The sequence below is a fragment of the Roseovarius sp. AK1035 genome (genome assembly GCF_003288315.1).
GTDB classification, from domain to species: Bacteria; Pseudomonadota; Alphaproteobacteria; order Rhodobacterales; family Rhodobacteraceae; genus Roseovarius; species Roseovarius mucosus_A.
Map to the genome: position 1 here is coordinate 664,847 of NZ_CP030099.1, position 25,114 is coordinate 689,960.

At 62.6% G+C, this 25,114-nt stretch carries 26 protein-coding genes; 10 read left to right on the top strand and 16 right to left on the bottom strand.

Features of this window, described 5'->3' with window-relative positions; translation table 11 throughout:
* Window positions 1-12: 12 nt before the first annotated feature.
* The 3 genes from gph to RAK1035_RS03200 form a co-directional block, all read right to left on the bottom strand.
* Window positions 13-669, bottom strand: a complete 657-nt coding sequence (gene gph / locus RAK1035_RS03190) for a phosphoglycolate phosphatase (protein WP_008279474.1) — start codon at window positions 667-669, stop codon at window positions 13-15.
* Window positions 666-1,367 carry a ribulose-phosphate 3-epimerase gene (gene rpe / locus RAK1035_RS03195; protein ID WP_008279475.1) on the bottom strand — a complete coding sequence of 234 codons (702 nt, stop codon included), beginning with the start codon at window positions 1,365-1,367 and terminating at the stop codon, window positions 666-668. Before rpe ends, gph begins: the two co-directional genes overlap by 4 nt.
* Before the next feature lie 63 nt (window positions 1,368-1,430).
* Window positions 1,431-2,285, bottom strand: coding sequence for a zinc-ribbon domain-containing protein (locus RAK1035_RS03200; RefSeq protein WP_037296770.1), 855 nt, complete (start codon window positions 2,283-2,285; stop codon window positions 1,431-1,433).
* 162 nt (window positions 2,286-2,447) lie between these two features.
* On the opposite strand from RAK1035_RS03200, the gene RAK1035_RS03205 reads away from it, so the two are divergent.
* Genes RAK1035_RS03205 through RAK1035_RS03215 form a run of 3 tightly spaced genes read left to right on the top strand, consistent with a single transcriptional unit; the run spans window position 2,448 to window position 4,770 of the window.
* Entirely contained in the window at window positions 2,448-3,125 is a 678-nt protein-coding gene (locus RAK1035_RS03205) for a cell division ATP-binding protein FtsE (RefSeq protein WP_037296773.1), read from the top strand.
* Window positions 3,122-4,027, top strand: a complete 906-nt coding sequence (locus RAK1035_RS03210) for a cell division protein FtsX (protein WP_008279478.1) — start codon at window positions 3,122-3,124, stop codon at window positions 4,025-4,027. Before RAK1035_RS03205 ends, RAK1035_RS03210 begins: the two co-directional genes overlap by 4 nt.
* Window positions 4,024-4,770: a lysophospholipid acyltransferase family protein gene (locus tag RAK1035_RS03215; protein ID WP_008279479.1), complete on the top strand. Its 747-nt coding sequence runs from the start codon at window positions 4,024-4,026 to the stop codon at window positions 4,768-4,770. Before RAK1035_RS03210 ends, RAK1035_RS03215 begins: the two co-directional genes overlap by 4 nt.
* A 27-nt stretch (window positions 4,771-4,797) precedes the next feature.
* On the opposite strand, the gene RAK1035_RS03220 is transcribed toward RAK1035_RS03215, so the two are convergent.
* The 9 genes from RAK1035_RS03220 to mdh form a co-directional block, all read right to left on the bottom strand.
* Window positions 4,798-5,601, bottom strand: a complete 804-nt coding sequence (locus tag RAK1035_RS03220; RefSeq protein WP_008279480.1) for a glycosyltransferase family 2 protein — start codon at window positions 5,599-5,601, stop codon at window positions 4,798-4,800.
* A gap of 13 nt (window positions 5,602-5,614) precedes the next feature.
* The gene (gene lpdA, locus RAK1035_RS03225; RefSeq protein WP_008279481.1) at window positions 5,615-7,003 is read right to left on the bottom strand and encodes a dihydrolipoyl dehydrogenase; all 1,389 of its coding nucleotides are present in this window, start codon (window positions 7,001-7,003) and stop codon (window positions 5,615-5,617) included.
* Between the two features lie 142 nt (window positions 7,004-7,145).
* Window positions 7,146-7,541: an MAPEG family protein gene (locus RAK1035_RS03230; protein ID WP_008279482.1), complete on the bottom strand. Its 396-nt coding sequence runs from the start codon at window positions 7,539-7,541 to the stop codon at window positions 7,146-7,148.
* Window positions 7,542-7,614: 73 nt separating this feature from the next.
* Window positions 7,615-9,129 carry a 2-oxoglutarate dehydrogenase complex dihydrolipoyllysine-residue succinyltransferase gene (gene odhB / locus RAK1035_RS03235; RefSeq protein ID WP_008279483.1) on the bottom strand — a complete coding sequence of 505 codons (1,515 nt, stop codon included), beginning with the start codon at window positions 9,127-9,129 and terminating at the stop codon, window positions 7,615-7,617.
* A 3-nt stretch (window positions 9,130-9,132) separates the two neighbouring features.
* Window positions 9,133-12,093 (bottom strand): 2-oxoglutarate dehydrogenase E1 component, encoded by a 2,961-nt coding sequence (locus RAK1035_RS03240; protein WP_008279484.1) that lies wholly within the window; start codon window positions 12,091-12,093, stop codon window positions 9,133-9,135.
* A gap of 98 nt (window positions 12,094-12,191) precedes the next feature.
* On the bottom strand, window positions 12,192-13,073 hold the full coding sequence (gene sucD, locus RAK1035_RS03245; RefSeq protein ID WP_008279485.1) for a succinate--CoA ligase subunit alpha: 882 nt from the start codon (window positions 13,071-13,073) through the stop codon (window positions 12,192-12,194).
* A gap of 40 nt (window positions 13,074-13,113) precedes the next feature.
* Complete coding sequence (locus RAK1035_RS03250; protein WP_037296776.1) at window positions 13,114-13,497, bottom strand: hypothetical protein; 384 nt, start codon at window positions 13,495-13,497, stop codon at window positions 13,114-13,116.
* Between the two features lie 4 nt (window positions 13,498-13,501).
* Window positions 13,502-14,695 (bottom strand): ADP-forming succinate--CoA ligase subunit beta, encoded by a 1,194-nt coding sequence (gene sucC, locus RAK1035_RS03255; RefSeq protein ID WP_008279486.1) that lies wholly within the window; start codon window positions 14,693-14,695, stop codon window positions 13,502-13,504.
* A gap of 225 nt (window positions 14,696-14,920) precedes the next feature.
* Entirely contained in the window at window positions 14,921-15,883 is a 963-nt protein-coding gene (gene mdh / locus RAK1035_RS03260; RefSeq protein ID WP_008279487.1) for a malate dehydrogenase, read from the bottom strand.
* 157 nt (window positions 15,884-16,040) lie between these two features.
* Here mdh and RAK1035_RS03265 point away from each other — a divergent pair, with 157 nt between their 5' ends.
* Entirely contained in the window at window positions 16,041-16,787 is a 747-nt protein-coding gene (locus RAK1035_RS03265) for a sulfite exporter TauE/SafE family protein (RefSeq protein ID WP_008279488.1), read from the top strand.
* On the opposite strand, the gene RAK1035_RS03270 is transcribed toward RAK1035_RS03265, so the two are convergent.
* Window positions 16,784-17,089 carry a hypothetical protein gene (locus RAK1035_RS03270; protein ID WP_008279489.1) on the bottom strand — a complete coding sequence of 102 codons (306 nt, stop codon included), beginning with the start codon at window positions 17,087-17,089 and terminating at the stop codon, window positions 16,784-16,786. The genes RAK1035_RS03265 and RAK1035_RS03270 overlap by 4 nt on opposite strands.
* Window positions 17,090-17,299: 210 nt before the next feature.
* On the opposite strand from RAK1035_RS03270, the gene RAK1035_RS03275 reads away from it, so the two are divergent.
* Genes RAK1035_RS03275 through RAK1035_RS03290 form a run of 4 tightly spaced genes read left to right on the top strand, consistent with a single transcriptional unit; the run spans window position 17,300 to window position 19,952 of the window.
* Complete coding sequence (locus RAK1035_RS03275) at window positions 17,300-18,160, top strand: HpcH/HpaI aldolase/citrate lyase family protein (protein WP_008279491.1); 861 nt, start codon at window positions 17,300-17,302, stop codon at window positions 18,158-18,160.
* Window positions 18,161-18,165: 5 nt separating this feature from the next.
* Window positions 18,166-18,711: an NnrU family protein gene (locus RAK1035_RS03280; protein ID WP_008279492.1), complete on the top strand. Its 546-nt coding sequence runs from the start codon at window positions 18,166-18,168 to the stop codon at window positions 18,709-18,711.
* Window positions 18,712-18,714: 3 nt separating this feature from the next.
* Window positions 18,715-18,918, top strand: a complete 204-nt coding sequence (locus tag RAK1035_RS03285) for a DUF1737 domain-containing protein (protein ID WP_008279493.1) — start codon at window positions 18,715-18,717, stop codon at window positions 18,916-18,918.
* Between the two features lie 2 nt (window positions 18,919-18,920).
* Window positions 18,921-19,952 (top strand): MaoC family dehydratase, encoded by a 1,032-nt coding sequence (locus RAK1035_RS03290; RefSeq protein WP_008279494.1) that lies wholly within the window; start codon window positions 18,921-18,923, stop codon window positions 19,950-19,952.
* A 6-nt stretch (window positions 19,953-19,958) separates the two neighbouring features.
* On the opposite strand, the gene RAK1035_RS03295 is transcribed toward RAK1035_RS03290, so the two are convergent.
* A complete protein-coding gene (locus RAK1035_RS03295) occupies window positions 19,959-20,420 on the bottom strand; it encodes an NUDIX hydrolase (RefSeq protein ID WP_008279495.1) in 462 nt (153 codons plus the stop codon).
* Between the two features lie 70 nt (window positions 20,421-20,490).
* On the bottom strand, window positions 20,491-22,965 hold the full coding sequence (gene hrpB, locus RAK1035_RS03300) for an ATP-dependent helicase HrpB (protein WP_441346850.1): 2,475 nt from the start codon (window positions 22,963-22,965) through the stop codon (window positions 20,491-20,493).
* A 96-nt stretch (window positions 22,966-23,061) separates the two neighbouring features.
* On the opposite strand from hrpB, the gene meaB reads away from it, so the two are divergent.
* Window positions 23,062-24,036, top strand: a complete 975-nt coding sequence (meaB, locus tag RAK1035_RS03305) for a methylmalonyl Co-A mutase-associated GTPase MeaB (RefSeq protein WP_008279497.1) — start codon at window positions 23,062-23,064, stop codon at window positions 24,034-24,036.
* Between the two features lie 4 nt (window positions 24,037-24,040).
* On the opposite strand, the gene RAK1035_RS03310 is transcribed toward meaB, so the two are convergent.
* Complete coding sequence (locus RAK1035_RS03310) at window positions 24,041-24,280, bottom strand: hypothetical protein (protein ID WP_008279498.1); 240 nt, start codon at window positions 24,278-24,280, stop codon at window positions 24,041-24,043.
* Between the two features lie 123 nt (window positions 24,281-24,403).
* Between RAK1035_RS03310 and RAK1035_RS03315 the strand changes: the two genes are divergently transcribed.
* Complete coding sequence (locus RAK1035_RS03315; protein ID WP_008279499.1) at window positions 24,404-25,114, top strand: M48 family metallopeptidase; 711 nt, start codon at window positions 24,404-24,406, stop codon at window positions 25,112-25,114.

The following is a 25,114-nucleotide window of genomic DNA, read 5'->3' on the forward strand; positions in this document are numbered from 1 at the left end:
GCGCAATCCCCCTCAGGACAAGAGGTCTGTGATCAGCCCCGGCAGGTCGGTGAAATCCGAAAACGCCCGGTCATGGGTGATCCGCTCGACCGGCCCTTTGCGATAGCCCTCGGTGTACAGAACAAAAGGCACGCCCGCCCGCGCTGCGGTTTCCGCATCAACCTCGCTATCGCCGACAAAAACCATGTCCCGCGCACCAAGCGCTGCGGCGGTGGCCTGAAGCGGAGCCGGGTCCGGCTTGCGTACGGTCAGGCTGTCACCCCCGATGATCACCGGGAAATAGCCATCCAGCCCCAGATGCGCCAAGACCGCATGAGCAGGACCTTTGGGCTTGTTGGTGCAGAGGCCAAGGGCAAGACCGGCCTCCGCCAGCCCATCGAGCGCGCCCATGACACCCGGATAAACCTGTGTCAGGGTCACGGCGGTTTCGTAATCGGCGATGAACTCTTCGATCATTCGGGCGCGCAGCGCGCCATCCCCTGCCCGCCCACGCGCCGTCAGGCAACAGGTGATGAAATGCGGCACGCCGCTGCCGATGAAACTGCGGGTTTCGTCGGGCGTGAACGCCGCAAACCCATGTTGTGCCATCAGGCGGTTGGCGGCGGCATGGATATCCGGCGCGCTGTCGATCAGCGTGCCGTCGAGATCAAAAATGACCGCACGGCTCATGCCATGGCACCGGTCGCCGCCTCTGCCGCGCGACGGATCGCGCGGATATTCTCACCATAGACGCCCGGATTGTCGACGCTGCCGCCCTTGAACACCGCAGAGCCCGCCACCAGCACATCGGCCCCTGCCGCCGCCATCAGGGGGGCGGTTTGCGTGGTGATGCCACCGTCAATCTCGATATGGATGGGTCGGTCGCCAATCATCGCGCGCAGCCGTTTGACTTTGTCGATCTGGCTATGGATGAACTTTTGCCCGCCAAAGCCGGGGTTGACCGTCATCACACAAATGAGATCCACCATATCAAGCAGATGCTCGACCGCGTCGATCCCCGTGCCGGGATTAAGCGCCAGACCCGCCTTGCATCCAGCCCCACGAATGGCCTGCAAGGTGCGGTGGATATGCGGCCCCGCCTCAAGATGCGCGGTCAGCACATCAGCCCCCGCCTGTGCAAAGGCGTCGATATAGGGATCGACCGGCGAGATCATCAGATGCACGTCCATCACCGTCTTGATATGCGGGCGGATGGCGGCACAGAGCGGCGGACCAAAGGTCAGATTGGGCACGAAATGCCCGTCCATCACATCGACATGCACCCAATCACAGCCCTCGGCCTCGATGGCGCGGATTTCAGCGCCAAAGTTGGCGAAATCCGCCGATAGGATGGACGGGGCGATCTTGATCGAACGAGTAAAGCTCATGGCAGGTCTCCACTAGGGCGCATGCACGGGACATGCGCCGCCCATAGCCAGAGGTCAAGACCCCTAGAACCAGCCCCCGACCAACTGATCAAGCCAAACCCGCGCCATATTGACCGCGCTGACGTATTGCGTCAGCGGTGCCTCGGCGGCGGGAATGGATGCGGCCAAACGCGGCGCCAGAGCATAGACAAGCGCCGCCAAGCCAAAGGTAATGATCGCCAGCCGAAAGCCGCTGCGAAAACCGCCACGCCCAACCGGCAATTCGATATCCTCGGGCATCGGGCTTTGCGCGGGGTCTGCGCGGTCGCCGGTCGAGGTGAGCGACGAGTTGATCTCTTCGATATCAGGCAAGAGATTGCGCCGGGATGAGGGATCTATGCTGGCATGGGCATCGGGCATCTCGGGCGCGGTCGGTGCCGAAGGGCCAGAGGTGCCGCGCAGACGCTCCATCCGGGCACGGGCCTGACGCGTGCGTTCATCCTCGGTCAACTCCGGCTCTGTCAGGCCAAGGTCGGGCTGCATTTCAATGCCCCCCGGCGCGCTGCGCACCTGGCGCTCGCGCTCTGCCTCTTGCCTCAGGATATCGGCAACGCCCGGATCAATGCCACGCCGCGCAGGACGGGCGGGCGCAGGCTCCGGCTCTGCAAAATCTTCGTCCAACAGATCGTCGTCGTACTCGTCGTCCTCATAGGGCGCGTCGGATAGGTCCTCAGTGACCGGCGGCGCGGGGGGCGGCACATCTTCCTCACGCGGCGGAGGCCCCAGATCATCGTCGCCCGAGGCGTCGGGCGCATGCGACGCATGATGCTGAAACCACGTGTCCCCGCAGTTGGAGCATTGCACATCGCGCCCGCTCAACGGGATCACTTCGTCGGGCACCTCGTATTGTGCGCCGCAATTCGGGCAAATCAGCCTCATTCTGCCACCTGCTTCTTGCCGCCGTTGTCCGGCCCCTCTCGTTAGCCGTCAGCATAGGCGGTTCGCGGCTTTCGGAAAAGGCCAAAGCGAATCACGCGCAGGATCATTGCACATGTGTGGCCTCTGGGGCATTTAGGGGCTGTGAGTGACAAGGGGACAGCCGTGATCGAGCTGGAAAATGTGGCCTATAGTTATGGTGGCGGGGAATTGCTGGCAGATGTATCGCTGGCGCTCAGCCCCGGTTCGTTTCATTTCCTGACCGGACCGTCGGGATCGGGCAAAACGACGCTGCTCAAGCTGTGTTATGGGGCGCTTGTGCCCACGGCGGGACAGGTGCGCCTGTTCGGACAGGAACGGCGCACGATGGAGCGCGACGATATCGCGATGATCCGGCGACGGATCGGCGTGGTGCATCAGGATTGCCAGTTTCTCGATCATCTGAGCGTGTCCGAGAACATCGCCTTGCCGCTGGCCGTATCGGGGCGTGATCTTTTGGCTGAGGATGCCAATCTGCGCGAATTGACCGGCTGGGTCGGTCTTAAGGAACGCGCCAATGCCCTGCCGCCGGAATTGTCGGGGGGCGAACGCCAGCGCGCCGCCCTTGCGCGCGCGGTCATCATGTCGCCCGATGTGGTGCTGGCGGATGAACCGACCGGCAATGTCGATTGGGAAATGTCGCAGCGCCTCTTGCGCCTGTTGATCGAGCTGAACCGGATGGGCAAGACGATCCTGATCGCCACCCACGACCTTGCCCTGATCCGCGCCGCCAAAAGCCATGTTCAGGCCCGCGTCCTGCGGATTGCATCGCGCAAGCTGCAATTGGCGGGGGCGGATCTATGAAGCTCGATCTTACGCAGGTCAAGACCCTGCTGCGCAGCGATGGACAGGCCGACCGCGTGGTGCCGCCGACCGGCTTTACCGCTTGGCTCACGCTGTTCAGCGCGGGCGTCATGGCCTTTCTCGCAGTTTTCGCCCTTGCCTTGTCACTGGCAACCGGGCGGCTGGCGGATCGCTGGGGCGACGAGTTGGCGCGCACAGCAACGGTGCGGATTTCGGCCCCCGAAGGCCAGATGGCAGCGCAGACCGCAGCGGCGCTGCGCGTGCTTGAAACCACCGCCGGGGTGGACCGTGCCCGCGCCCTCAGCGATGAAGAGCAGGCGGCGCTTTTAGCACCGTGGTTTGGCCCCGGCTTGCCTATTTCCGATCTTCCGATCCCACGCCTGATCGAAGTGATCGAAACCTCCGATGGGTTTGACGCCGAGGGCCTGCGCCTGCGCCTGAGCGCCGAGGTGCCGGGGGCCATGCTCGACGATCACACCCGCTGGCGGCAACCTCTGGTGCGCGCGGCCAGCCGGTTGCGCCTCTTGGGGTGGGTGTCGCTGATCCTGATCGGGGCGGCGGTCGGGGCGATGATCACGCTGGCGGCCAACGCGGCCCTTGCAGCCAATGCGCAGGTGATCAGCGTGCTGCGCCTTGTGGGCGCGCAGGATACCTATATCGCCCATGCCTTCGTGCGTCGTTTCACGCTTCGGGCACTCAGCGGCGCCTGCGTCGGCGTGGTTCTGGGCTGCGGCGCGATCCTGCTTTTACCCAGTGCGCAGATTGAGGGCGGTTTTTTGACTGGTCTCGGATTTCAGGGCTGGCACTGGGTCTGGCCCTTGATCATTCCGCTGCTGGCGGCGGCAGTGGCCTTTGCCGCCACCCGGCTTGCCGCGCAGCGTACCTTGAAGGATATGCCATGAGGTTTGCCGTTCAATGGGTGCGGTCGCTGCTATTTGTGACGCAGATGTATGTGATGCTGCCCGTGGTCGGGCTGGTTTACATGCCCGCCGCGATTGTCAGCCGCAAGGGGGCTCTGGCTGGATGCAAGGCCTATTGCCGCTGGGTCCGGTGGACCGCAGCCTGGATGGTGGGCCTGCGCACCGAAGTGCGCGGCACGCCGCCGGATGGCCAAGTTTTGATCGCCTCAAAACATCAATCCTTTCTCGATATTCTGTTGATTTTCAGCGAATTGCCCACTGGCCGCTTCATCATGAAGCGCGAAATTCTCTGGACGCCGGTGATCGGCCTTTACGGAATGCGGATCGGCTGTGTGGCTGTGGATCGCGGCAAGCGGGGCGCTGCGATCAAGAAGATGGTCGAGGATGTGGCGCGCGGGGCGCAGACCCCCGGCCAGTTGATCATCTACGCCCAAGGCACCCGCGTGGCACCGGGGGTCAAAATGCCCTACAAGATCGGCACTGCCGTGCTTTATGAGCAGATGGGAGTGTCCTGTGTGCCCGCCGCGACCAATGTCGGCGTGCTCTGGCCCAAGCGCGGCATTTATCGCAAGCCGGGGCTGGCGGTGGTGGAATTCCTGCCTCCTATCCCGCAGGGTCTGGACCGCAACAGCTTTATGGCGCGGCTGGAGCACGATATCGAAGGTGCGTCAAACGCGCTGATGCGCGAGGCGGGATTTGATCCAGAACAGCCCGCGCGCAAGTAAGGCGTTCCGGGTCGGCGCGCCCGACCTCTAGACCGCCAACCGGGTCTTCATGAACTGGTAAAAGAACTCGGCCTTGCCGGCCTGCGCATAGGCCCGGTTGAGGCGCGACTTGGCCTCAAAGGCGTGGTGCGCGGCGCGGCCATGCTGCGGCGCAATCCGGGTGCGCCCCGTCTCGATCGCGCGCATATGGTCGCGGTACGCCTGTTCAACCCGGCGGGCAAAGGCGGCCTGCGCCGTGGCACTCTGCGCGCTGAGATGCAGATTATAGCTGGTTTGGCCCAAGGGCGCGCGCCCGCCGACCAGCGAGAGGATTTCCATGGCGTGCAGTACATCCTGCGCGGGCCGATTGCGAAACGGTCCCACCAACCCGCGCCGCGCCACCGGATGAAAACTGGCCCCCGTGCGCCCCAGATCGGCAAAGCCAAGGGCGGTCTGCCCCCCGCCGGGCAAATGCAGCAGCGCCTCAGTCCCAAGCAGAATACGGGTCCGCCCAAAGGCGGCCCCATGCGACCAGGCCAAGGGCATCAGGGCCGCCAGATAGCCCGGCTCCCATGTGTCATCCGCATCGAGAAAGGCAATCATCGGCGCGGTTGCGCAAGCGATAGCACGATTGCGCGCAGGCCCCGCCCCGGTGGCCATGTGATGCGTGGCGCAGCGGGTGATGCGCAGCCCCAGATCAGGCAGATCGTCATAGCCCTGCCCATCATCCGGGGCGATCACTACCTCTATACGCTCTGGCGGCAGGCCAGAGGCCGCGATGGATGCAAGGGCGGCGGGCAAACTGCCGCCCGCCTGAAAAGCGGGGATGACGACCGAAACGAGGGGCGTCATCGCGCCGCCCCGCTCACGCGTGGATCGCCCCGTCGCCGCAGGCAAGTGCTGCCTCGCGCACCGCCTCGGAATAGGTGGGATGCGCGTGGCATGTGAGTGCCAGATCCTGCGCCGAGGCCCCGAATTCCATCGCCACGCAAATCTCGTGAATGAGATCGCCCGCCGCTGGCCCGATGATATGCGCGCCCAAGATGCGGTCGGTGTCTTTGTCAGCGAGGATTTTCACGAAACCATCGCCCGCAAAAACCGCCTTGGCGCGGCCATTGCCCATGAACGAGAATTTGCCAACCTTGTAGGCACGCCCTTGGTCTTTCAGGCTTTCTTCGGTTGCGCCGACATTGGCAACCTCGGGGTGCGTGTAGATCACGCCGGGAATGACGCCGTAATTCACATGCCCATGCTTGCCCGCCAGCACCTCGGCCACGGCCATGCCCTCATCCTCGGCCTTGTGGGCCAGCATCGGGCCTTCGATGGCGTCGCCAATGGCGTAGATGCCCTTGACCGAGGTCTGCCAATGGTCATCCGTGGCGATCTGGCCGCGCTTGGTTATCTCGACGCCGAGATCCGCCAGCCCCAGCCCGTCGGTATAGGGTTTGCGGCCCGTAGCCAGCAGAACGGTGTCGGCATCCAACTGATGCGCGCTGTCGTCCTTGCGCAGCTTGTAATGCACCTTGGCCTTGGTCTTGAGCGTCTCGACCGATTGCACGGCGGCCCCCATGACAAAGTTAATGCCTTGTTTTTTCAGTATTCTCTGGAAGGTCTTTTGCACTTCAGCATCCATGCCGGGGGTGATCGCGTCAAGATATTCAACCACCGTCACCTCGGCCCCAAGACGGGCATAGACCGACCCCATTTCAAGCCCAATCACACCTGCCCCGATCACCACCAGCGATTTCGGGATCTTGCCAAGTTCCAGCGCGCCGGTGGAGGTGACAACGATCTTTTCATCAACCTCGACACCCGGCAGGGACGCAGGCACAGAGCCGGAGGCGATGACGATCTTCTTGGCCTCGTGGACATCATCACCCACCTTCACCTTGCCCGCCTCGGGGATCGATCCCCAGCCCTTGAGCCAGTCTACCTTGTTCTTTTTGAACAGAAATTCGATGCCCTTGGTATTCTGGCCGATGACGTCATCCTTATAGGCCAGCATCTGTTTCCAATCAACCGAGGGGGACTTGCCCTTGAGGCCCATGGCGGCGAAATTATGCTCGGCCTCGTGCAGCATGTGGCTCGCGTGCAAGAGCGCCTTGGACGGGATGCAGCCCACGTTGAGACAGGTGCCGCCCAAAGTGGCCCGCCCTTCGACCACGGCGGTTTTCAGCCCCAGTTGCGCGCAGCGGATGGCACAGACATAGCCGCCGGGGCCGGCGCCGATGATGATTACGTCGTAAGAGGCCATGGGTCAGATCCTTTCGTTTTGCGCGGCGGGGCCGCGTCGGTATTCTATCGGTCTTGCGTCGGTGCGGGCCGGGCAGAGAGGGGGCGCTGCCCCCGTCGCGCTGCGCGCGCCTCCCCCGAGGTATTTTGAGCCAGATGAAACATCATACGACCGCCGCCAGCAGCATGAGCAGCGTGGCCCCAAAGCCCACCGCCCAAATGAGCGAGCGCCACGGGCGCAGGCCGAAATAATAGGCGGGAATATAGGCCACACGGGCGGCAAGGTAGGTATAGGCGCAGGCGGCGGTGACGGGGCTCGATGTTGCACCGAGCGTGACGACCACAACCGCGATGGTAAAGAGGATCAGCCCCTCGAAATGGTTGGAAAGCGCGCGGCCAAGGCGGGCGGTTTTCGGCGAGAGTTGTTTGGACGGCTCGCGGTCGCGCGCGGACATGGTGTAGCCCGGCCCAAGCTCGAGATTGGCCGGGATGGCGTAAAGCACGAACTGCACGGCTTGCAGCAGAGCAGCGAGGGTGAGGGCGGTGAGTTCGGGGGTCATGAAGAGCCTCATGTGATAAGGCGCGCAATGAATGCGCGCCCTACGGGAAGGGTGCGCATGTGTTGCGCACCGATCACAAATCCATCAGCAACCGGCGGGGATCTTCGAGCGCCTCTTTGACGCGCACGAGGAAGGTGACAGCGCCTTTGCCGTCGACGATGCGGTGATCATAGCTGAGCGCCAGATACATCATCGGGCGGATCACCACCTGACCGTTGATCGCCATGGGGCGGTCCTGAATCTTGTGCATACCCAGAATGCCAGATTGCGGCGGGTTGAGGATGGGCGAGGACATCAGCGAGCCATAGACGCCACCATTCGAGATGGTGAACGTGCCGCCCTGCATTTCCGCCATGCTGAGCTTGCCATCACGGGCGCGGGCGCCTTTTTCGGCGATGGCCTTTTCAATCGCGGCAAAGCCCATCTGATCCACATCTCGGATCACCGGCACGACAAGGCCGGTGGGCGTGCCTGCGGCGACGCCCATATGCACGAAGTTCTTGTAAACGATGTCGGTGCCGTCGATCTCGGCATTGACCTCGGGCACTTCTTTGAGGGCATGCACACAGGCCTTGGTAAAGAACGACATGAAGCCAAGGCGCACGCCGTGCTTCTTGTAGAACTCGTCTTTGTACTGGTTGCGCAGCGCCATCACCTCGGTCATGTCCACCTCATTATAGGTGGTGAGCATGGCGGCGGTGTTCTGGCTGTCCTTGAGGCGGCGGGCAATGGTCTGGCGCAGGCGGGTCATCTTGACGCGCTCTTCGCGGGCCACATCCTCGGCCGGGGCGGGGGCGCGCGGCGCTTGGGCGGGGGCGGCAGCAGCGGCGGGGGCCTGTGTGGCAGCGGCTGCGGCGCGGGCCACATCCTCTTTCATCACGCGGCCATCACGGCCCGAACCCTGCACCTGATCGCGGCTAAGACCGGCCTCGGCCATGGCCTTTTTCGCGGCGGGGGCGTCCTCGACATCCTTGCCACTTGCAGCGGCGGGCGCTGCGGCCTCTTCAGTCTTGGGGGCGGCGGCAGGGGCGGCGGCACCGGCCCCGGACGACAGGATCGCAAGTTTGCCACCAGCCTGCACGGTCGTGCCCTCAGCGGCGAGGATTTCGGTCAGCGTGCCCGCGGCGGGGGCGGGCACCTCGACCGACACCTTGTCGGTTTCCAGCTCGCAGAGCATCTCGTCGGCGGCCACCTGATCGCCGACCTTCTTGAACCATGTCGACACGGTCGCCTCGGTCACGCTCTCGCCCAAGGTGGGCACCATCACGTCAACACTGCTGCCGGTGTCGGCGCTGTCACTCTTGGCGGGTTTCTCGGCCTTGTCGGCCTTGGCCGGGGCGGCTTTGGCCTCGCCTGCGGAAATGGTGGCAAGCAGTGCATCGACGCCGACGGTCGTGCCCTCTTGGGCCACGATCTCGCCCATGGTGCCAGCGGCGGGGCTTGGCACCTCGACCGTTACCTTGTCGGTTTCCAATTCGCACAGCATCTCGTCTGCGGCGACGGGATCGCCGGGTTTCTTGAACCATGTGGCGACGGTCGCCTCGGTCACGGATTCGCCAAGGGTGGGGACGCGGACTTCGGTGGTCATGGGTTAGTTCCCTTCGATGGTCAGCGCGGCATCAACCAGCGCTTCTTGTTGTGCTTTGTGCTGTTTGGCGAGGCCCGTGGCGGGCGAGGCCGAGGCTGGACGCCCGGCATAGGTGGGCCGCAGATGCTTGGCCTTGATGCGGGTCAAAACCCATTCGATATTGGGCTCGATAAAGGACCAGGCCCCCTGGTTCTTGGGCTCTTCCTGACACCAGACCATTTCCGCACCTTTGAAGCGCTCCAACTCCTTGACCATGGACATGGCCGGGAACGGGTAGAACTGTTCGAGCCGCAGAAGATAGACATCGTTGATCCCGCGCGCATCGCGTTCCTCGAGCAAGTCGTAATAGACCTTGCCCGAGCACATGACGACGCGACGGATCTTGTCATCCGCCACCAGTTTTGTTTCGGAATTGCCGTATTGCGCATCATCCCAGAGCACCCGGTGAAAGGACGACCCGGTGGTGAACTCTTCGGCCTTGCTGACCGCCATCTTGTGCCGCAAAAGCGATTTCGGCGTCATCAGGATGAGCGGCTTGCGGAAGGTGCGATACATCTGGCGGCGCAGAATGTGGAAGTAATTGGCCGGCGTGGTGCAATTGGCCACGATCCAGTTATCCCCGCCACACATGGTCAGGAACCGCTCGAGCCGGGCCGAGGAATGTTCCGGCCCCTGCCCCTCATAGCCATGCGGCAAGAGGCAGACGAGACCGGACATCCGCAACCATTTCGATTCCCCCGACGAGATGAACTGATCAAACATGATCTGCGCGCCATTGGCGAAATCGCCAAACTGTGCCTCCCACAGGGTCAGCGCGTTGGGTTCTGCCAGAGAGTAGCCATATTCAAAACCAAGCACCGCATATTCCGACAGCATCGAGTCGATGACCTCGTATTGCGCCTGCCCTTCACGGATATGGTTCAGCGGGTAATAGCGGTCTTCGTTGTCCTGATTGATCAGGCCGGAATGCCGCTGGCTAAAGGTGCCGCGCGTACAGTCCTGCCCCGAGAGGCGGACGCGGTAGCCTTCGGTCAGGAGCGAGCCAAAGGCCAGCGCCTCGGCGGTGGCCCAGTCAAAGCCGCTGCCGGTCTCGAACATGTTTGCCTTGGATTCAAGCAGCCGCTCAACCGTTTTATGAAGCGGTACGCCTTCGGGTGCCGTGCTGAGCGCACGGCCCACTTCGGCCATGGTCTCGGGCTTGATCGCGGTCTCGCCGCGCTCATACTTGCCGCGATGGGCATTAAGATCGGCCCATTTGCCATCCAGCCAGTCGGCCTTGTTCGGGCGGTAATCCTTGCCCGCCTCGAACTCATCCGCGAGATAGGCCTGAAAGGCGGTCTTCATATCCTCGATCTCGCCCTCGGGGATGAGGCCATCCTTTACCAGCCGCTCGGTATAGAGGCTGAGCGTGGTTTTTTGCTGTTTGATCTTCTTATACATCACCGGGTTGGTGAACATGGGCTCGTCGCCCTCGTTATGCCCGAACCGACGATAGCAGATCATGTCGATCACCACGTCCTTGTGGAATTTCTGGCGGTATTCCGTGGCGACGCGGGCGGCATGCACACAAGCCTCGGGATCGTCCCCGTTGACATGGAAAATCGGCGCCTCGACCATCAGCGCGATATCCGTGGGATAGGGCGACGAGCGGCTGAAATGCGGCGCGGTGGTGAAACCGATCTGATTGTTCACCACGATATGAATGGTGCCGCCGGTGCGATGCCCCTTGAGGCCCGACAGGCCGAAACACTCAGCCACAACGCCCTGACCGGCAAAGGCCGCATCGCCATGCAGGAGGATCGGCAACACCTTGATGCGGTCGATGTCGTTCAACTGATCCTGCTTGGCGCGGACCTTGCCCAGAACCACCGGATTGACCGCCTCCAGGTGACTGGGGTTGGCGGTCAGCGACAGGTGCACCTTGTTGCCGTCGAATTCACGGTCCGATGACGCGCCAAGATGGTATTTCACATCGCCCGAGCCATCGACCTCTTCGGGCTTGAAACTGCCGCCCTGAAATTCGTTGAAAATCGCGCGATAGGGCTTGCCCATCACATTGGCCAACACCGACAGGCGGCCACGATGCGGCATGCCGATCACGATATCCTGCACGCCCAATTGCCCACCGCGCTTGATGATCTGCTCCATCGCGGGAATGAGGCTCTCGCCGCCATCCAGACCAAAGCGCTTGGTGCCCATGTATTTGACATGCAGGTATTTCTCGAAACCTTCGGCCTCGACCAGCTTGTTCAGGATCGCCTTGCGCCCGTTGCGGGTAAAGCTGATTTCCTTGTCATAGCCTTCGATCCGCTCTTTCAGCCAAGCAGACTGCTCGGGATCGGAAATATGCATGTATTGCAGCGCGAAAGTGCCGCAATAGGTGCGTTTCACAATGGCGAGAATCTCGCGCAGGCTGGCAATCTGAAGCCCCAGAACATTGTCGATAAAGATCGGGCGATCCATGTCGATCTCGGTAAACCCGTAGGATTTCGGGTCAAGCTCGGGGCGGTTCGGCGTCTCGCGCAGGCCCAGCGGATCAAGATCGGCGGCCAGATGCCCCCGGATCCGGTAGGCGCGAATGAGCATCAGCGCGCGCACGGAATCAAGCACGGCGCGTTTCACGTCTTCGTCGCTGACGTTCACACCCGTCTCAGCGGCCTTGGCGGCGATCTTCTTGCCCGCATCCTTCAACTCGGGCTCGGCAGGCCATTCGCCCGTAAGGGCTGCGGTCAGGTCATCCGACGGCATGGGGGGCCAATCGGCCCGCGCCCAAGAGGGGCCAGCGGCCTCGGCCTTTACATCGTCATCACCATCGCCCAGCGCGTCGAAAAAGCTCTTCCACGCTGCATCGACCGCGTTCGGGTCATTGGCATAGCGCGCATAAAGCTGCTCGAGATACTCGGCATTATGCCCCTGCATGAAGGAGGAGGCATGAAAGAGGTCGTTGGGGGATTGGTCGGTCATTTCAGATGTCCTTTTCGCAACATGCTCCGGGCCTGACCCGGAGCCACCCAGCCGCGCGGCGGCCCCGGGTCAGGCCCGGGGCGCGCGCGAAACGGCCTTTACCCAATCGCCTTGAGCACGGCCTCGCCGAGGCCAGCGGGGCTTTCGGCCACGGTGATGCCGGCGGATTTCATGGCTTCGATCTTGCTCTCGGCGTCGCCTTTGCCGCCCGCGACGATGGCGCCGGCGTGGCCCATGCGGCGGCCCGGCGGGGCTGTGCGCCCGGCGATAAAGCCTGCGACAGGTTTTTTACGCCCGCGTTTGGCTTCGTCTTTCAGGAACTGCGCCGCCTCTTCTTCCGCGCTACCGCCGATTTCGCCGATCATGATGATCGACTGCGTTTCGTCATCGGCCAGGAACCATTCCAGCACGTCGATATGTTCGGTGCCCTTGATCGGGTCGCCGCCGATGCCGACGCAAGTCGACTGGCCAAGGCCCACATCCGAGGTCTGCTTGACCGCCTCATAGGTCAGCGTGCCCGAGCGGCTGACCACGCCGACGCTGCCGCGCCGGTGGATATGGCCGGGCATGATGCCGATCTTGCAGGCGTCGGGCGTGATGATGCCGGGGCAGTTCGGGCCGATGAGGCGCGATTTCGACCCTTCGAGCGCGCGCTTGACGCGCATCATGTCCAAAACCGGGATGCCTTCGGTGATGCAGACAATCAGCTCCATCTCGGCATCAATCGCCTCGAGAATGGAATCCGCAGCAAAGGGCGGCGGCACGTAGATGACGCTCGCATTGGCCTCTGTCACATGCTTGGCCTCATGTACTGAGTTGAATACGGGCAGGTCGAGATGCGTCGTGCCACCCTTGCCGGGGGTCACGCCGCCGACCATCTGGGTGCCATAGGCGATGGCCTGTTCAGAGTGGAATGTGCCCTGCGAGCCGGTAAGGCCCTGACAGATCACGCGGGTATGTTTGTCGACGAGGACTGCCATTTTGGCGTTCTCCTAAGTTAATTGACGGAATAGTCTCACGTTAACTTGCTGCGACGACTATTGCGCCTCCAAGTTTTTTACCTTCGGCCCGTCCACGATGATTATAGACTAACCTTGTGCATTCGAATTTTAATGGGGTGTTGCTTTGTACTGCCACTGAGTCAATTTTCGCCCGATTGAATGCTTTCTCAATCTCGGCAATAGCATCGCGCCAGTCGTCAAAAACACCGAGTTCGCGATAAAGATTGCCTGACTGCCTGACCAAAGCCGCTTCAACGGGTCCATCCCCGAGTTGACAAACAGAAGCCATTTGCATCGTGTAAATGATTTCTGAATTGTTTGGGTTTTCAAGCTTTTTTTGCCCTACAACCAAAGCGCCTATTACCAGACAACTGAACACCAATATCGCGAACATTTCGCCCATCAGTTTACCCCTTGACGGCCTTGACGATCTTCTGCGCGCCGTCCTTCAGATCATCGGCGGCAATCACGTCGAGGCCGGAGGTGTTGATGATCTCCTTACCCTTTTCCACGTTTGTGCCTTCGAGACGGACCACGAGCGGCACTTTCAGCCCTACCTCTTTGACCGCAGCCACCACGCCCTCGGCGATCACATCGCAGCGCATGATGCCGCCAAAGATGTTGACGAGGATGCCCTTCACTTGCGGATCAGAGGTGATGATCTTGAAGGCCTCGGTGACCTTTTCCTTGGTCGCCCCGCCGCCCACGTCGAGGAAATTGGCGGGCTCGGCCCCATAGAGCTTGATGATATCCATCGTCGCCATCGCCAGACCCGCGCCATTGACCATGCAGCCGATCTCGCCATCGAGCGCGATATAGTTGAGGTCGTATTTCGAGGCCTCAAGCTCTTTGGGGTCTTCTTCGGTCGTGTCGCGCAACTCGGCGATATCGGCGTGGCGGTAAATGGCGTTGGAATCAAACCCCATCTTGGCGTCGAGGCATTTCAGATCGCCCTTGTCCGACACGATCAGCGGGTTGATCTCGAGCATCTCCATATCTTTGTCGAGAAAGAGCTTGTAGAGGATACCCATGAGGTTGACGCATTGCTTGACCTGACCGCCGGTGAGACCAAGGTTGAACGCGATGCGGCGACCATGGAACGGCTGATAGCCGGTCGCGGGATCAACGCTGAAGGACAGGATTTTCTCAGGCGTCTTTTCGGCGACTTCCTCGATATCCATGCCGCCCTCGGTCGAGCAGACAAAAGACACGCGGCTGGTCTGACGATCCACCAAGAGGGCCAGATACATCTCTGTCTGAATTCCGGAACCATCCTCGATATAGATGCGGTTCACTTGCTTGCCCGCCGGGCCGGTCTGTTTGGTAACAAGAGTGCGGCCAAGCATGCACTTGGCCTCTTCGGCGGCGTCTTCCACGGAACGGGCCAGACGCACACCACCGGCTTCACCGGCACCTGCCTCTTTGAACTTGCCCTTGCCACGGCCACCAGCGTGAATCTGCGCCTTGACCACCCAGATCGGGCCATCGAGCGCACCAGCGGCGGTCTTGGCCTCTTCGGCGCGCAGAACCACACGGCCATCCGACACCGGGGCGCCGTAAGAGCGAAGCAGGGCTTTCGCCTGATACTCATGGATATTCATCAAACTGTCCCGTTTTGCTGCGATTGGGACAGGGTGTGGCATATATTCCGCGCATTTATAAATCGTTTTTTGCGGAATGACAGGTTTTGGCGCGAAAATCGTCATTTTGTGATCACACGGCTAAATCGTGTGATCACAAATCAGAAATTGGCCATAGCGCCGTGCCAGAAAGAATCAGGGCCGAACGTATGTCGGCCCTGATCCAGAAGCGTTAAAAGCAGGCGATCACACCAGCGAGGGGTCGATTTCCTTGCAGGCCTTGACCAGACCTTTGACCGCATCGACGGATTTGTCGAACATATCCTGCTCGTCCTTGGTGAGCTTGATGTTGACGATCCGCTCGATCCCGCCCGCGCCGATCACGGTCGGCACGCCGACATACATGTCCTTGAGGCCGAATTCGCCATCGCAATAGGCCGCACAGGGCAGCACGCGCTTTTGGTCCTTGAGATAGGCCTCGGCCATCTCAATCGCAGAGGTCGCGGGCGCGTAAAAGGCAGACCCGGTCTTCAAGAGACCCACGATTTCCGCGCCGCCGTCACGGGTGCGCTGCACGATGGCATCCAGCTTCTCTTGGGTGGTCCAGCCCATCTCGATCAGGTCCGGCAGGGGAATACCAGCAACGGTGGAATAGCGCACCGAGGGCACCATCGTATCGCCATGACCGCCCAGAACAAAGGCCGTGACATCCTTCATCGAGACGTTGAATTCCACGCTGAGGAAATGGCGGAAGCGGGCGCTATCCAGCACACCGGCCATGCCACAGACCTTGTTGGCGGGCAGGCCAGAGAATTTCTGAAGTGCCCAGACCATCGCATCAAGCGGGTTGGTGATGCAGATCACAAAGGCGTCAGGCGCGTTGGCGGCAATGCCCTCGCCCACGGATTTCATGACCTTGAGGTTGATCCCCAACAGGTCATCGCGGCTCATGCCCGGCTTGCGCGGCACACCGGCGGTCACGATGCAGACATCGGCACCCGCGATATCAGCATAGGATTGCGTGCCTTTGAGCGTCGCGTCGAACCCTTCAGAGGGGCCGGATTCCGCGATGTCGAGCGCTTTGCCCTCGGGGGTGCCTTCGGCGATGTCGAACAGGACGATATCGCCCAGTTCCTTGAGCGCGGCGAGATGGGCGAGGGTGCCGCCGATCTGTCCGGCGCCGATCAGCGCAATCTTGGGTCTGGCCATTGGATAGTCTCCATCGGTTGAAAAGTTGCGCTTGGGCGTAGTCCGAAATCTGCGCGCTTGCAAGGGTGCTGCACTGCGGCGGATTTTCGGCGTGACAGCGGGATGCGGTCGTATACCGTGAAAGTACAGACAGAGACATAGGTTAGGAGCCGAAGCGATGAACGTCGAGGTGGTGGCAATCGGGGTGTTCGCGGCGCTGTTGGCGGGGGTGTCCAAGGGCGGTTTCGGCTCTGGTGCGTCCTTTGCGGGGGCGGCGATTCTGGCGCTCTTTGTTCCGCCGGCGATGGCTTTGGGCATCATGCTGCCAGTCCTGATGCTGATCGATGTGGCCACCCTGCGCCCCTATTGGCGGCAATGGGGACGGCTTGAGGTGACCATGCTGATCCTTGGCGGGGTGCCGGGGATCGGGCTTGGGATGCTGTTCTATCGCAGCGCCGATGCCGATCTCTTGCGCCTTTTGATCGGGGGGATCGCGTTGATCTTTGTGCTTTGGCAGACGGTTCTAAAGGCGCGGGTGATGCGCCGGGGGCAGGCCCCTTTGCCGGGCTGGAGCGGGGTTTTGGCGGGGCTGGTGGCCGGGTTCACCAGCTTTGTCAGCCATGCAGGCGGGCCGCCTGCGGCGGTGTATCTGCTGTCGCGCGGGCTGGACAAGACGCGCTATCAGGCGACCACGGTCTTGATGTTCTTTGTCTTCAACATCGTCAAAGCGGTGCCCTATGGCATGCTGGGGCTTTTCACGCGGGAAACGCTGATGATCGACCTGATCTTGGCCCCCTTTGCCCTTTTGGGGGCGTGGATCGGCGTGCGCGCGCACCGGATCATGCCGGAACGCGCGTTTTTCGCGGTGACCTATGTGTTGCTCACGATCACCGGGGCCAAGCTGATCTGGGATGGCGTATTCTAGGCCCCTTTGCCCGGTTTGGGTGCGGTGTCGGCCGTGGCCTCGAACGCCTGACCGCTGGCCACAAGGCAGGTGATGCCATCGCTGCCCGTTACCGTGATCGTCCAACTGCCAGAGGTGTCCGAGGCAAAAACCTCGACCACCATGTTATTGGCCCCAAGCCCCATGGAATGCCGCGTTTCGCCATAGGCATCGGCCAGACGCTCGACCACCCTGTCGCGCGGCGCGCATTGGCCCGATTGCGCCTGTGCCGGGGCATGTGCCAGCGCTACAGCGCTCAGACCGGCCATCACTGTCTTGATCATCCGTCACCCTTTCTCTTGGGTTGGTCTCCCGACCGTTGCAGGGCCGATCATGCCGAAACAAAGATGAACAGGGCGTTAACGGCCCCATCCGCCCCCTGTTGCAGCGGCATCGCTGCATTGCGGCGAAAAAGCGCTTGAACATTTCCGCCAAAAAATGCCATTCCTGCGCAAGATTATTACCGCAGTCAGAATCCATCAAAGGGCAGACCCATGGACAGCAGCATGCATCCCTACCGTTCGGTGCTATACATCCCCGGCTCGAAAGAGCGCGGGCTGGAAAAGGCGCGGGATCTGCCCACGGACGCGATCATCTTTGACCTTGAAGACGCGGTCGCCCCCGATGCCAAGGCAGCCGCACGCGCCACATTGGTCGAGGCCCTGCGCCAAGGCGGCTATGGCTATCGCTACAAGATCGTGCGGATCAACGCGCTGACGACCGAATGGGGGCTAGAGGATGCCCGCGCCCTGCGCGATGCCGGGGCCGATGCGATCCTCTTGCCCAAGGTCAATACTCCCTCGGACATTGACAACCTGTCGGATGTGATCGGCACCGACCTGCCCGTCTGGACCATGATGGAAACCCCCGTGAGCGTGTTCAACGCCCGCGAAATTGCGGCCCACCGACAGGTAACCGGGTTGGTGGCGGGCACCAATGACCTGATCAAGGATCTGGGCTGCCGGGTACGCGCCGACCGCATGCCGCTCTGGGCCTCGCTTCAAATGATCGTGATGGCGGCGCGCGCGGCACGGATCGTGGCGGTGGACGGGGTCTATAACCGCTTTCGCGATGGGGACGGGCTCAAGTTCGAATGTGAACAGGGGCGCGACCTCGGCTTTGACGGCAAGACGCTGATCCATCCCGCGCAGCTTGAAATCGCCAATACCGCCTTTGCCCCCACCAATTCCGAAATTGAACTGGCGGGACGTCAGATCGCAGCCTATGAAGAAAGCCGCGCCTCGGGTCAGGGGATTGCCGTGGTAGACGGGCAGATCGTCGAGAATTTGCACGTTGTGTCCGCGCAGCGCATCTTGGCCAAAGCACAGGCGATACGGGAAATGGCAGCGGAGTAACCCCCATGTTTTACCTCATCCTCGGGCTGATCCTTTGGATCGCGGCGCATCTCTTCAAACGGGTGGCCCCCGATCTGCGCGCAAGGATGGGGAACGCGGGCAAGGGCGTTGCCGCCCTCGGCATCCTTGCCGGTCTGGTGCTGATGGTGATCGGCTATCGACAGGCGGATTTTATCAACGTCTGGTATCCACCCAGCTGGACCGTGCATATCAACAACCTGATGATGCTGGGCGCGGTGTTTCTCTATGGCATGAGCGCCACCAAAGGGCGGCTGCGCGGGGCCATGCGGCATCCGCAACTGACAGCGGTCAAGGTCTGGGCGGTGGCGCATCTCTTGGTCAATGGCGATCTGGCCTCGCTCATCCTCTTTGGCGGCCTGCTGCTCTGGGCGGTGCTTGAGGTGGTGGTGATCAACAAATCCGAGACGTGGAACCGTCCCAAACCGGGCGAGGCCAAGCGCGACATCATTCTCGTGGTCATTACGATCGTGCTGTTCCTCGTCATGACCGCTATTCACAACTGGCTGGGCGTCTGGCCGTTTCCGGGGTAATCCATGAAACTCTATCGTTTTCTCAGCGCCGATGACACGTCCGAGTTCTGTCACAAGGTGACGGCTGCGCTCAACAAGGGATGGGCGCTTTACGGCGATCCGACCTATGCCTTTGACGCGGCCAATGGCGTGATGCGCTGCGGGCAGGCCGTAGTCAAGGACAAGGACGGCACCTATACGCCCGACATGAAGTTGGGGGAACAGTGAGCATGGCCAAGACCAATCCGGGCCGGTTTTTCGAGGATTACACCATCGGGCAGGTGATCCGCCATGCGGTGCCGCGCACCGTATCGGGGGGCGAGCGCGCGCTCTATCACGCGCTCTATCCGGCGCGCCATGCGATCTATTCCTCGGATGAATTCGCTCAGGTCTGCGGCCTGCCTGCCAGCCCCATTGATGATCTGGCGGCGTTTCATATCGTGTTCGGCAAATCGGTGCCCGACATTTCGCTGAATGCCGTGGCCAATCTCGGCTATGCCGAGGCACGCTGGCTGCGCCCCGTCTATTCTGGCGATACGCTGCGCGCGCAATCCGAGGTGATCGGGCTCAAGCAGAATTCCTCGGGCAAGACCGGGGTCGTCTATGTGCGCACCACCGGCTTTAACCAACACGACCTGCCGGTGATGGAATTTGTCCGCTGGGTCATGGTGCGCAAGCGCGATGAGACGGCCCCGGCCCCCGCCGATACCGTGCCGCACACCGCGGCCTCGGTGGCCGCCAGTGATCTTGTCATCCCCGCAGGCCTTGATTTCACGCAGTATGATTTCACCCTCGCCGGAGAGCCGCATCGCTGGGGCGATTACGAGATTGGCGAGCAGATCGACCATGTCGATGGCGTGACCATCGAGGAGGCCGAGCATATGATGGCGACGCGCCTCTGGCAGAACACCTCCAAAACGCATTTCGACGCCACACCGCGCGCCGATGGCAAGCGGCTGATCTATGGCGGGCATGTGATCTCGATGGCGCGGGCGCTGTCGTTCAATGGCCTTGCCAATGCGCAGATGATCGCGGCGATCAACGCAGGAAGCCACGCCAACCCGTGCTTTGCGGGCGATACCGTGCGCGCCTGGTCCGAGGTTCTGGACCGGGCCGACACATCCGCACCGGGGGTGGGCGCATTGCGGCTGCGGCTGGTGGCAACCAAGGGCGGCGCGCCCTTTGACCTGCGCGGCGCGGATGGCAAACATCTGCCGCATGTTCTGTTGGATCTGGATTACTGGGTCTTGATGCCGAAATAAACCGGCTCAGAACCGGCGCAAGATATCCTGCAACTCGGGCTCATCGACAAGTTTCGCCGCCTTGCGCGGCGTGACCCAAAGCCGCCGACGCTCGCGCGCTTCGGGGAAACGGTCGCGCATCTCATCGTCGCGCAGGCGCACCTTGTAGAGTTCCGCCTCGACCGGAAGGGTGCGCCCATCGCGCAAACCCTTGTGATAGGCAAAGCGCCCGATGAACCGCGCCTTATCGGCATCGGCGCGCACGCCCGCCTCTTCCCACGCTTCTTGCAACGCGGATTGCGCGGCGGTCAGTCCCTCGATGGGCCAGCCCTTGGGAACAACCCATCGGCCCGTGTCGCGGCTGGTGATCAGCAGAACCTCCTTGCGCCCCTTGTGCTTGCGCCAGCACAGCGCCGCCACCTGCCTGCGGGGCAGAACAGCGTCAGCATCGACCGCGCCGGGCGCGGTCTGAGGAAAGAGTTGGTTCATTGTGGTTTTGCTCTGCTCGGGCAAATTTATCTGCCTCAAGGATATAAGACATTTCACCACAGAATACAAATCACGGGATATTTCGGGGTTTGGCACGCAAGGTGGGGTCAGCCTCGGTCGGGTCCTCGGGCCAGGGGTGGCGCGGATAGCGCCCGCGCATATCCTTGCGCACATCCGCATAAGAGCTGGACCAAAACCCCGGCAGATCAAGCGTGGTCTGCACCGGGCGATGTCCCGGCGACAAAAGCGTCACGCGCAACGGTGTGCGCCCGACCGTGGGATGCGTGGTCTGGCCGAACATTTCCTGCAATCGCAGGGTAATTTCGGGATACTCGCCGCTATAATCAATCGGAATCTTGCGGCCCAGCGGCGTGGTGAACTGCGCCGGTGCCGCGCGGTCCAGCATCTGCATCTGGTCCCAATCCAGCCGCGCGCGCAGCGCATCAAGCATCTCGAACCGCTTCCACTCCGGCGCGCTGCGCACGTCCCGAAGATAGGGCAAGAGCCACTCGTCCAGCCCCGCCATCAGCGCCGCCTCTGACATATCCGGCAGATCCGCCCCCCCGTCGCGCACAAGCTGAACGCGCGCCACAAAACGCCGGGCGGGATCGCTCCACGCCAGCCCCAGATCGCGCACCCCGTCCAGCATGGCGCGCGCGACACGCTCCTCTGGCGCATCCAGCCAATGGCGATCATCCAGCACCAGCGCGCCAAACCGTTCCTGTTTGCGCGCGATCACCCGCCGCTCGCGCCGATCCCAGAGGCAGACATCCTGCCACGCGATCCGGTCCGCAAAAAGCCCGCGAATCTCTGCCTCGGAAATCGCGATAGCCTGACGGATGCGCGCCTCGCGCGGGTCGCCATCCAGATCGGTGGCGACGATCAGCCGGGTCTGCGCCATCGGGTCGCCCTCGGGCAGAACAGCGCCCTTGCCCCCCGACAGCACATAGCGCGGAGCATCCCCTTTGCGACGCAGCCCGATCCGGTCAGGATAGGCAAGGGCGGCACATTCGGCATCGCTGCGCCTGCCTTGGCCCCTGCCCTTGGCCTGCGCCGCCAGACGCCGCGCCTCGGTCTTGATCCGCTCGAGCGGACCGCGATTGACCACATGGACATAGCGCGCCTCAAAGGCGCGCAGGTCGCGCACCGCACTCAGCCGCAGCGCCAGATCAACCGGCGCACCGCGCCCCAACGGATCACGCTCGGCCAAAAGCGCCGCCAGCGCCGCCGCGTCTGGCCCGGCAGAGGCCAGCATATGTGCCAAGCGCGGATGCAGAGGCAGCGCCGCCAACGCCTTGCCATGCGGGATGATCCGGCCCGTGGCATCGAGCGCACCCAACATCTCCAAGAGCGCGCGCGCCTCGGCATAGGCGCCGGGATTGGGCGGCGTCAGCAGCGGCAAATCCTCAGGGGCAGCGCCCCAAAGCGCCAGCTCCAGCGCCAGCCCCGCCAAATCCGCCGCCTCAATCTCTGCCGGGGCAAAGGCCTGCAACGCCCCCTCTTCCCCGCGCGTCCAGAGCCGGTAGCAGCGCCCTTCGGCCACACGGCCTGCGCGCCCTGCGCGCTGCGTTGCCTCGGCGCGCGTCACCGCCTCTGTCACCAAGCGCGACATACCGGAACCGGGATCAAACCGCGCGCGCCGCGCCAACCCGCCGTCGATCACCACGCGAATATCCTCGATGGTCAGCGAGGTTTCGGCGATCGACGTTGCCAGCACGATCTTGCGCCCCTCTGATACCGGCGCAATTGCGGCCCGTTGCGCCGCAAAATCCATCGCCCCAAAAAGTGGCCGCACCTGGCAATCACCGGGCAAGCGAGCGCGCAGCAGCGTTTCAAGGCGTCGGATTTCCCCCTCGCCGGGCAAGAACACCAGAACGCCGCCGGTTGTCTCGGCCACCGCCTCGCTCACCAGATCGGCCAGCGCGTCCTCGAACCGCCGCGTCTTGGGCCGGGGACGGTCGCGCCAGCGGATCTCAACCGGATAGCTGCGCCCCTCCGAGGTGATGACAGGCACATCCCCCATAAGCTGCGCCACCGGCGCGGCATCAAGCGTGGCCGACATCACCAACAGGATCAGATCGTCGCGCAGCGCCCCCGCCACCTCAAGACACAGCGCCAACCCCAGATCAGCATTCAGCGAGCGTTCGTGAAACTCGTCGAAAATCACCGCACCCACGCCGCGCAACTCGGGGTCCGATTGGACCATGCGGGTCAATATCCCCTCTGTCACCACCTCGATCCGGGTCTGCGGCCCCACTCGGGCCTCGCCGCGCACCCGGTAGCCCACGGTTTCACCGGGCTTTTCCCCAAGGCTCTGCGCCATCCGCTCGGCGGCGGCGCGGGCAGCAAGACGGCGCGGCTCCAGCATCAGGATGCGCCCCTCAGTCAGGCCAGCTTGCAACATCTCAAGCGGCACCACCGTGGTCTTGCCCGCACCGGGCGGGGCCTGAAGCACGGCACGCCCCCGCGCGCGCAGCGCGTCGATAAGGGCTGGAATGGCCTCTTGAATGGGAAGATCGGGCGTCATGCCCGCGTTATCGGGCATCGGCGCGCCCTTGGCCAGAGGGTTGCCCGCCCTCACCTCTGGACAAGGGCCGGTGGCCCAAGGCATGAAGGCAGGCGACAGCAAGAAGGGCAGCGCATGGATACCGCCGACATCGCACAAAAGATCATCTCCGGCGACCGGCGAGCGCTCGCCCGCGCGATCACCCTGATCGAAAGCGCGCGGGCCGATCACAGAACGCAGGCCGCAGCCCTGATGGAGGCGTTGAAATCCGCCGGCAAGCAAGCGGTGCGTATCGGCCTCTCGGGCACGCCCGGCGTGGGCAAATCCACCTTTATCGAGAGTTTTGGCCTGATGCTGACGGCGCAGGGCCTGCGCGTGGCCGTGCTTGCAGTTGATCCGTCCTCGGCGCGCTCGGGCGGGTCGATCCTTGGCGACAAGACGCGGATGGAACGGCTCAGCCGCGATCCGGCGGCCTTTATCCGCCCCTCCCCCAGCCAGAGCCATCTGGGCGGCGTCGCGCGCCGCACCCGCGAGGCGGTGGCCCTCTGCGAGGCCGCGGGGTTCGACGTGGTCCTGATCGAGACGGTGGGCGTTGGCCAATCCGAAACGGTGGTTGCGGAAATGTCCGATCTTTTTGTCCTCTTGCTCGCCCCGGCCGGTGGCGACGAGTTGCAGGGCGTCAAGCGCGGCATCATGGAAATGGCCGATCTCATCCTTGTGAACAAGGCGGATGGCGATCTCAAACCGGCGGCGATGCGAACCTGTTCGGATTACGCAGGCGCATTGCGGCTTTTGCGCAAACGACCGCAGGACCCAGAGGGCTATCCCAAGGCGATGACCGTTTCAGCGCTTCAGGACGAGGGCCTGCACAGGGCATGGGATGAGATGACCGCATTGGTGAACTGGCGGCGCGACACCGGGCATTTTGACGGTCGGCGGGCAGAACAGGCCCGCTACTGGTTCGGCCAAGAGGTGCGTCAGGGCCTTTTGGCGCGGCTCGAAACCCCGGCAGCCCGCGCCACGATGCAGGACTATGCGGCCCGTGTAGCAGCGGGCGATATGACACCCACCATTGCCGCCGCCGAGGTGCTCCGCCAGATCGGCGGCTGAGGCTCTATTTGGCGTCCGGCGCTTGGATATAGACCCCCTCGGGCAGGTCCAGCGCCGCGCGCAAATCGCGCAACTGCCCCATCGACAGGGTGATTTTGTGCAGGCTATCAGTGCGCGGATCATATTGCTCGATCGTCACGCATTCCTCAAAGGCGTTGATGATCACATCCTCACCCAAGGGGGCTGCCCCCTCGTCAACAAGGGTGATCACAGTGGCGTCGAATTCGTGCTCGATGGAAAACATACCCCCAGCCTACCGCGTTGGCGGGTCTTTGCAAGCCCGGACTGGTGTGCTTGAAAAGACCTGTCAGAGCTGCGAAACCCTGCTAGAACAAGTAAATAGACGAGGGCTAGCAGAGGGTTTGGAATGCGTTGGATAACAGTGCTCGGGCTGGTCGCCCTGGTGGGCTGCGTCGAGGTGGTCGACCAAGGGCCGGTCAACAGGCCCGCACCTCAAGCAACACAACGCCCCGTGGCGGCGACCCCATCGCGCGCGCAGGTCCAGCAATTCATCACGGTTGTTCAAAGGGTTGAACCGGTGGCCGAACGCGAATGCCGCGCGCGCTCGCCGCAGTCCAATTGCGATTTCCGCATCGTCGTGGATGATCGGCCCGGGCAGCCGCCCAATGCCTATCAGACCCTTGATCGCAACGGTCAGCCCATTCTGGCCTTTACCCTGCCTTTGATCGCGCAGGTGCGCAATCCGGATGAACTGGCCTTTGTCATGGGTCATGAGGCGGCGCATCACATCTCGGGGCATATCCCGCGCCAACAGCAAAACGCCGCAGCAGGCGCGATTCTTTTGGGTGGCTTGGCGGCGATCACCGGCGCAAGCCAGACAGTGGTGGATCAGGCCCTCGACATCGGTGCCGGGGTGGGCGCGCGCAGCTATTCCAAGAATTTCGAGCTTGAGGCAGATGCCCTTGGCACGGTCATCACCCATCGCGCCGGGTATAATCCGGTGCGCGGCGCAGAGTTCTTTAGCCAGCTTCCCGATCCCGGCAATCGCTTTTTGGGCACCCATCCGCCCAACGCACAGCGTATCGAAACCGTGCGCCGGGTGGCCGCCGGTCTGTGA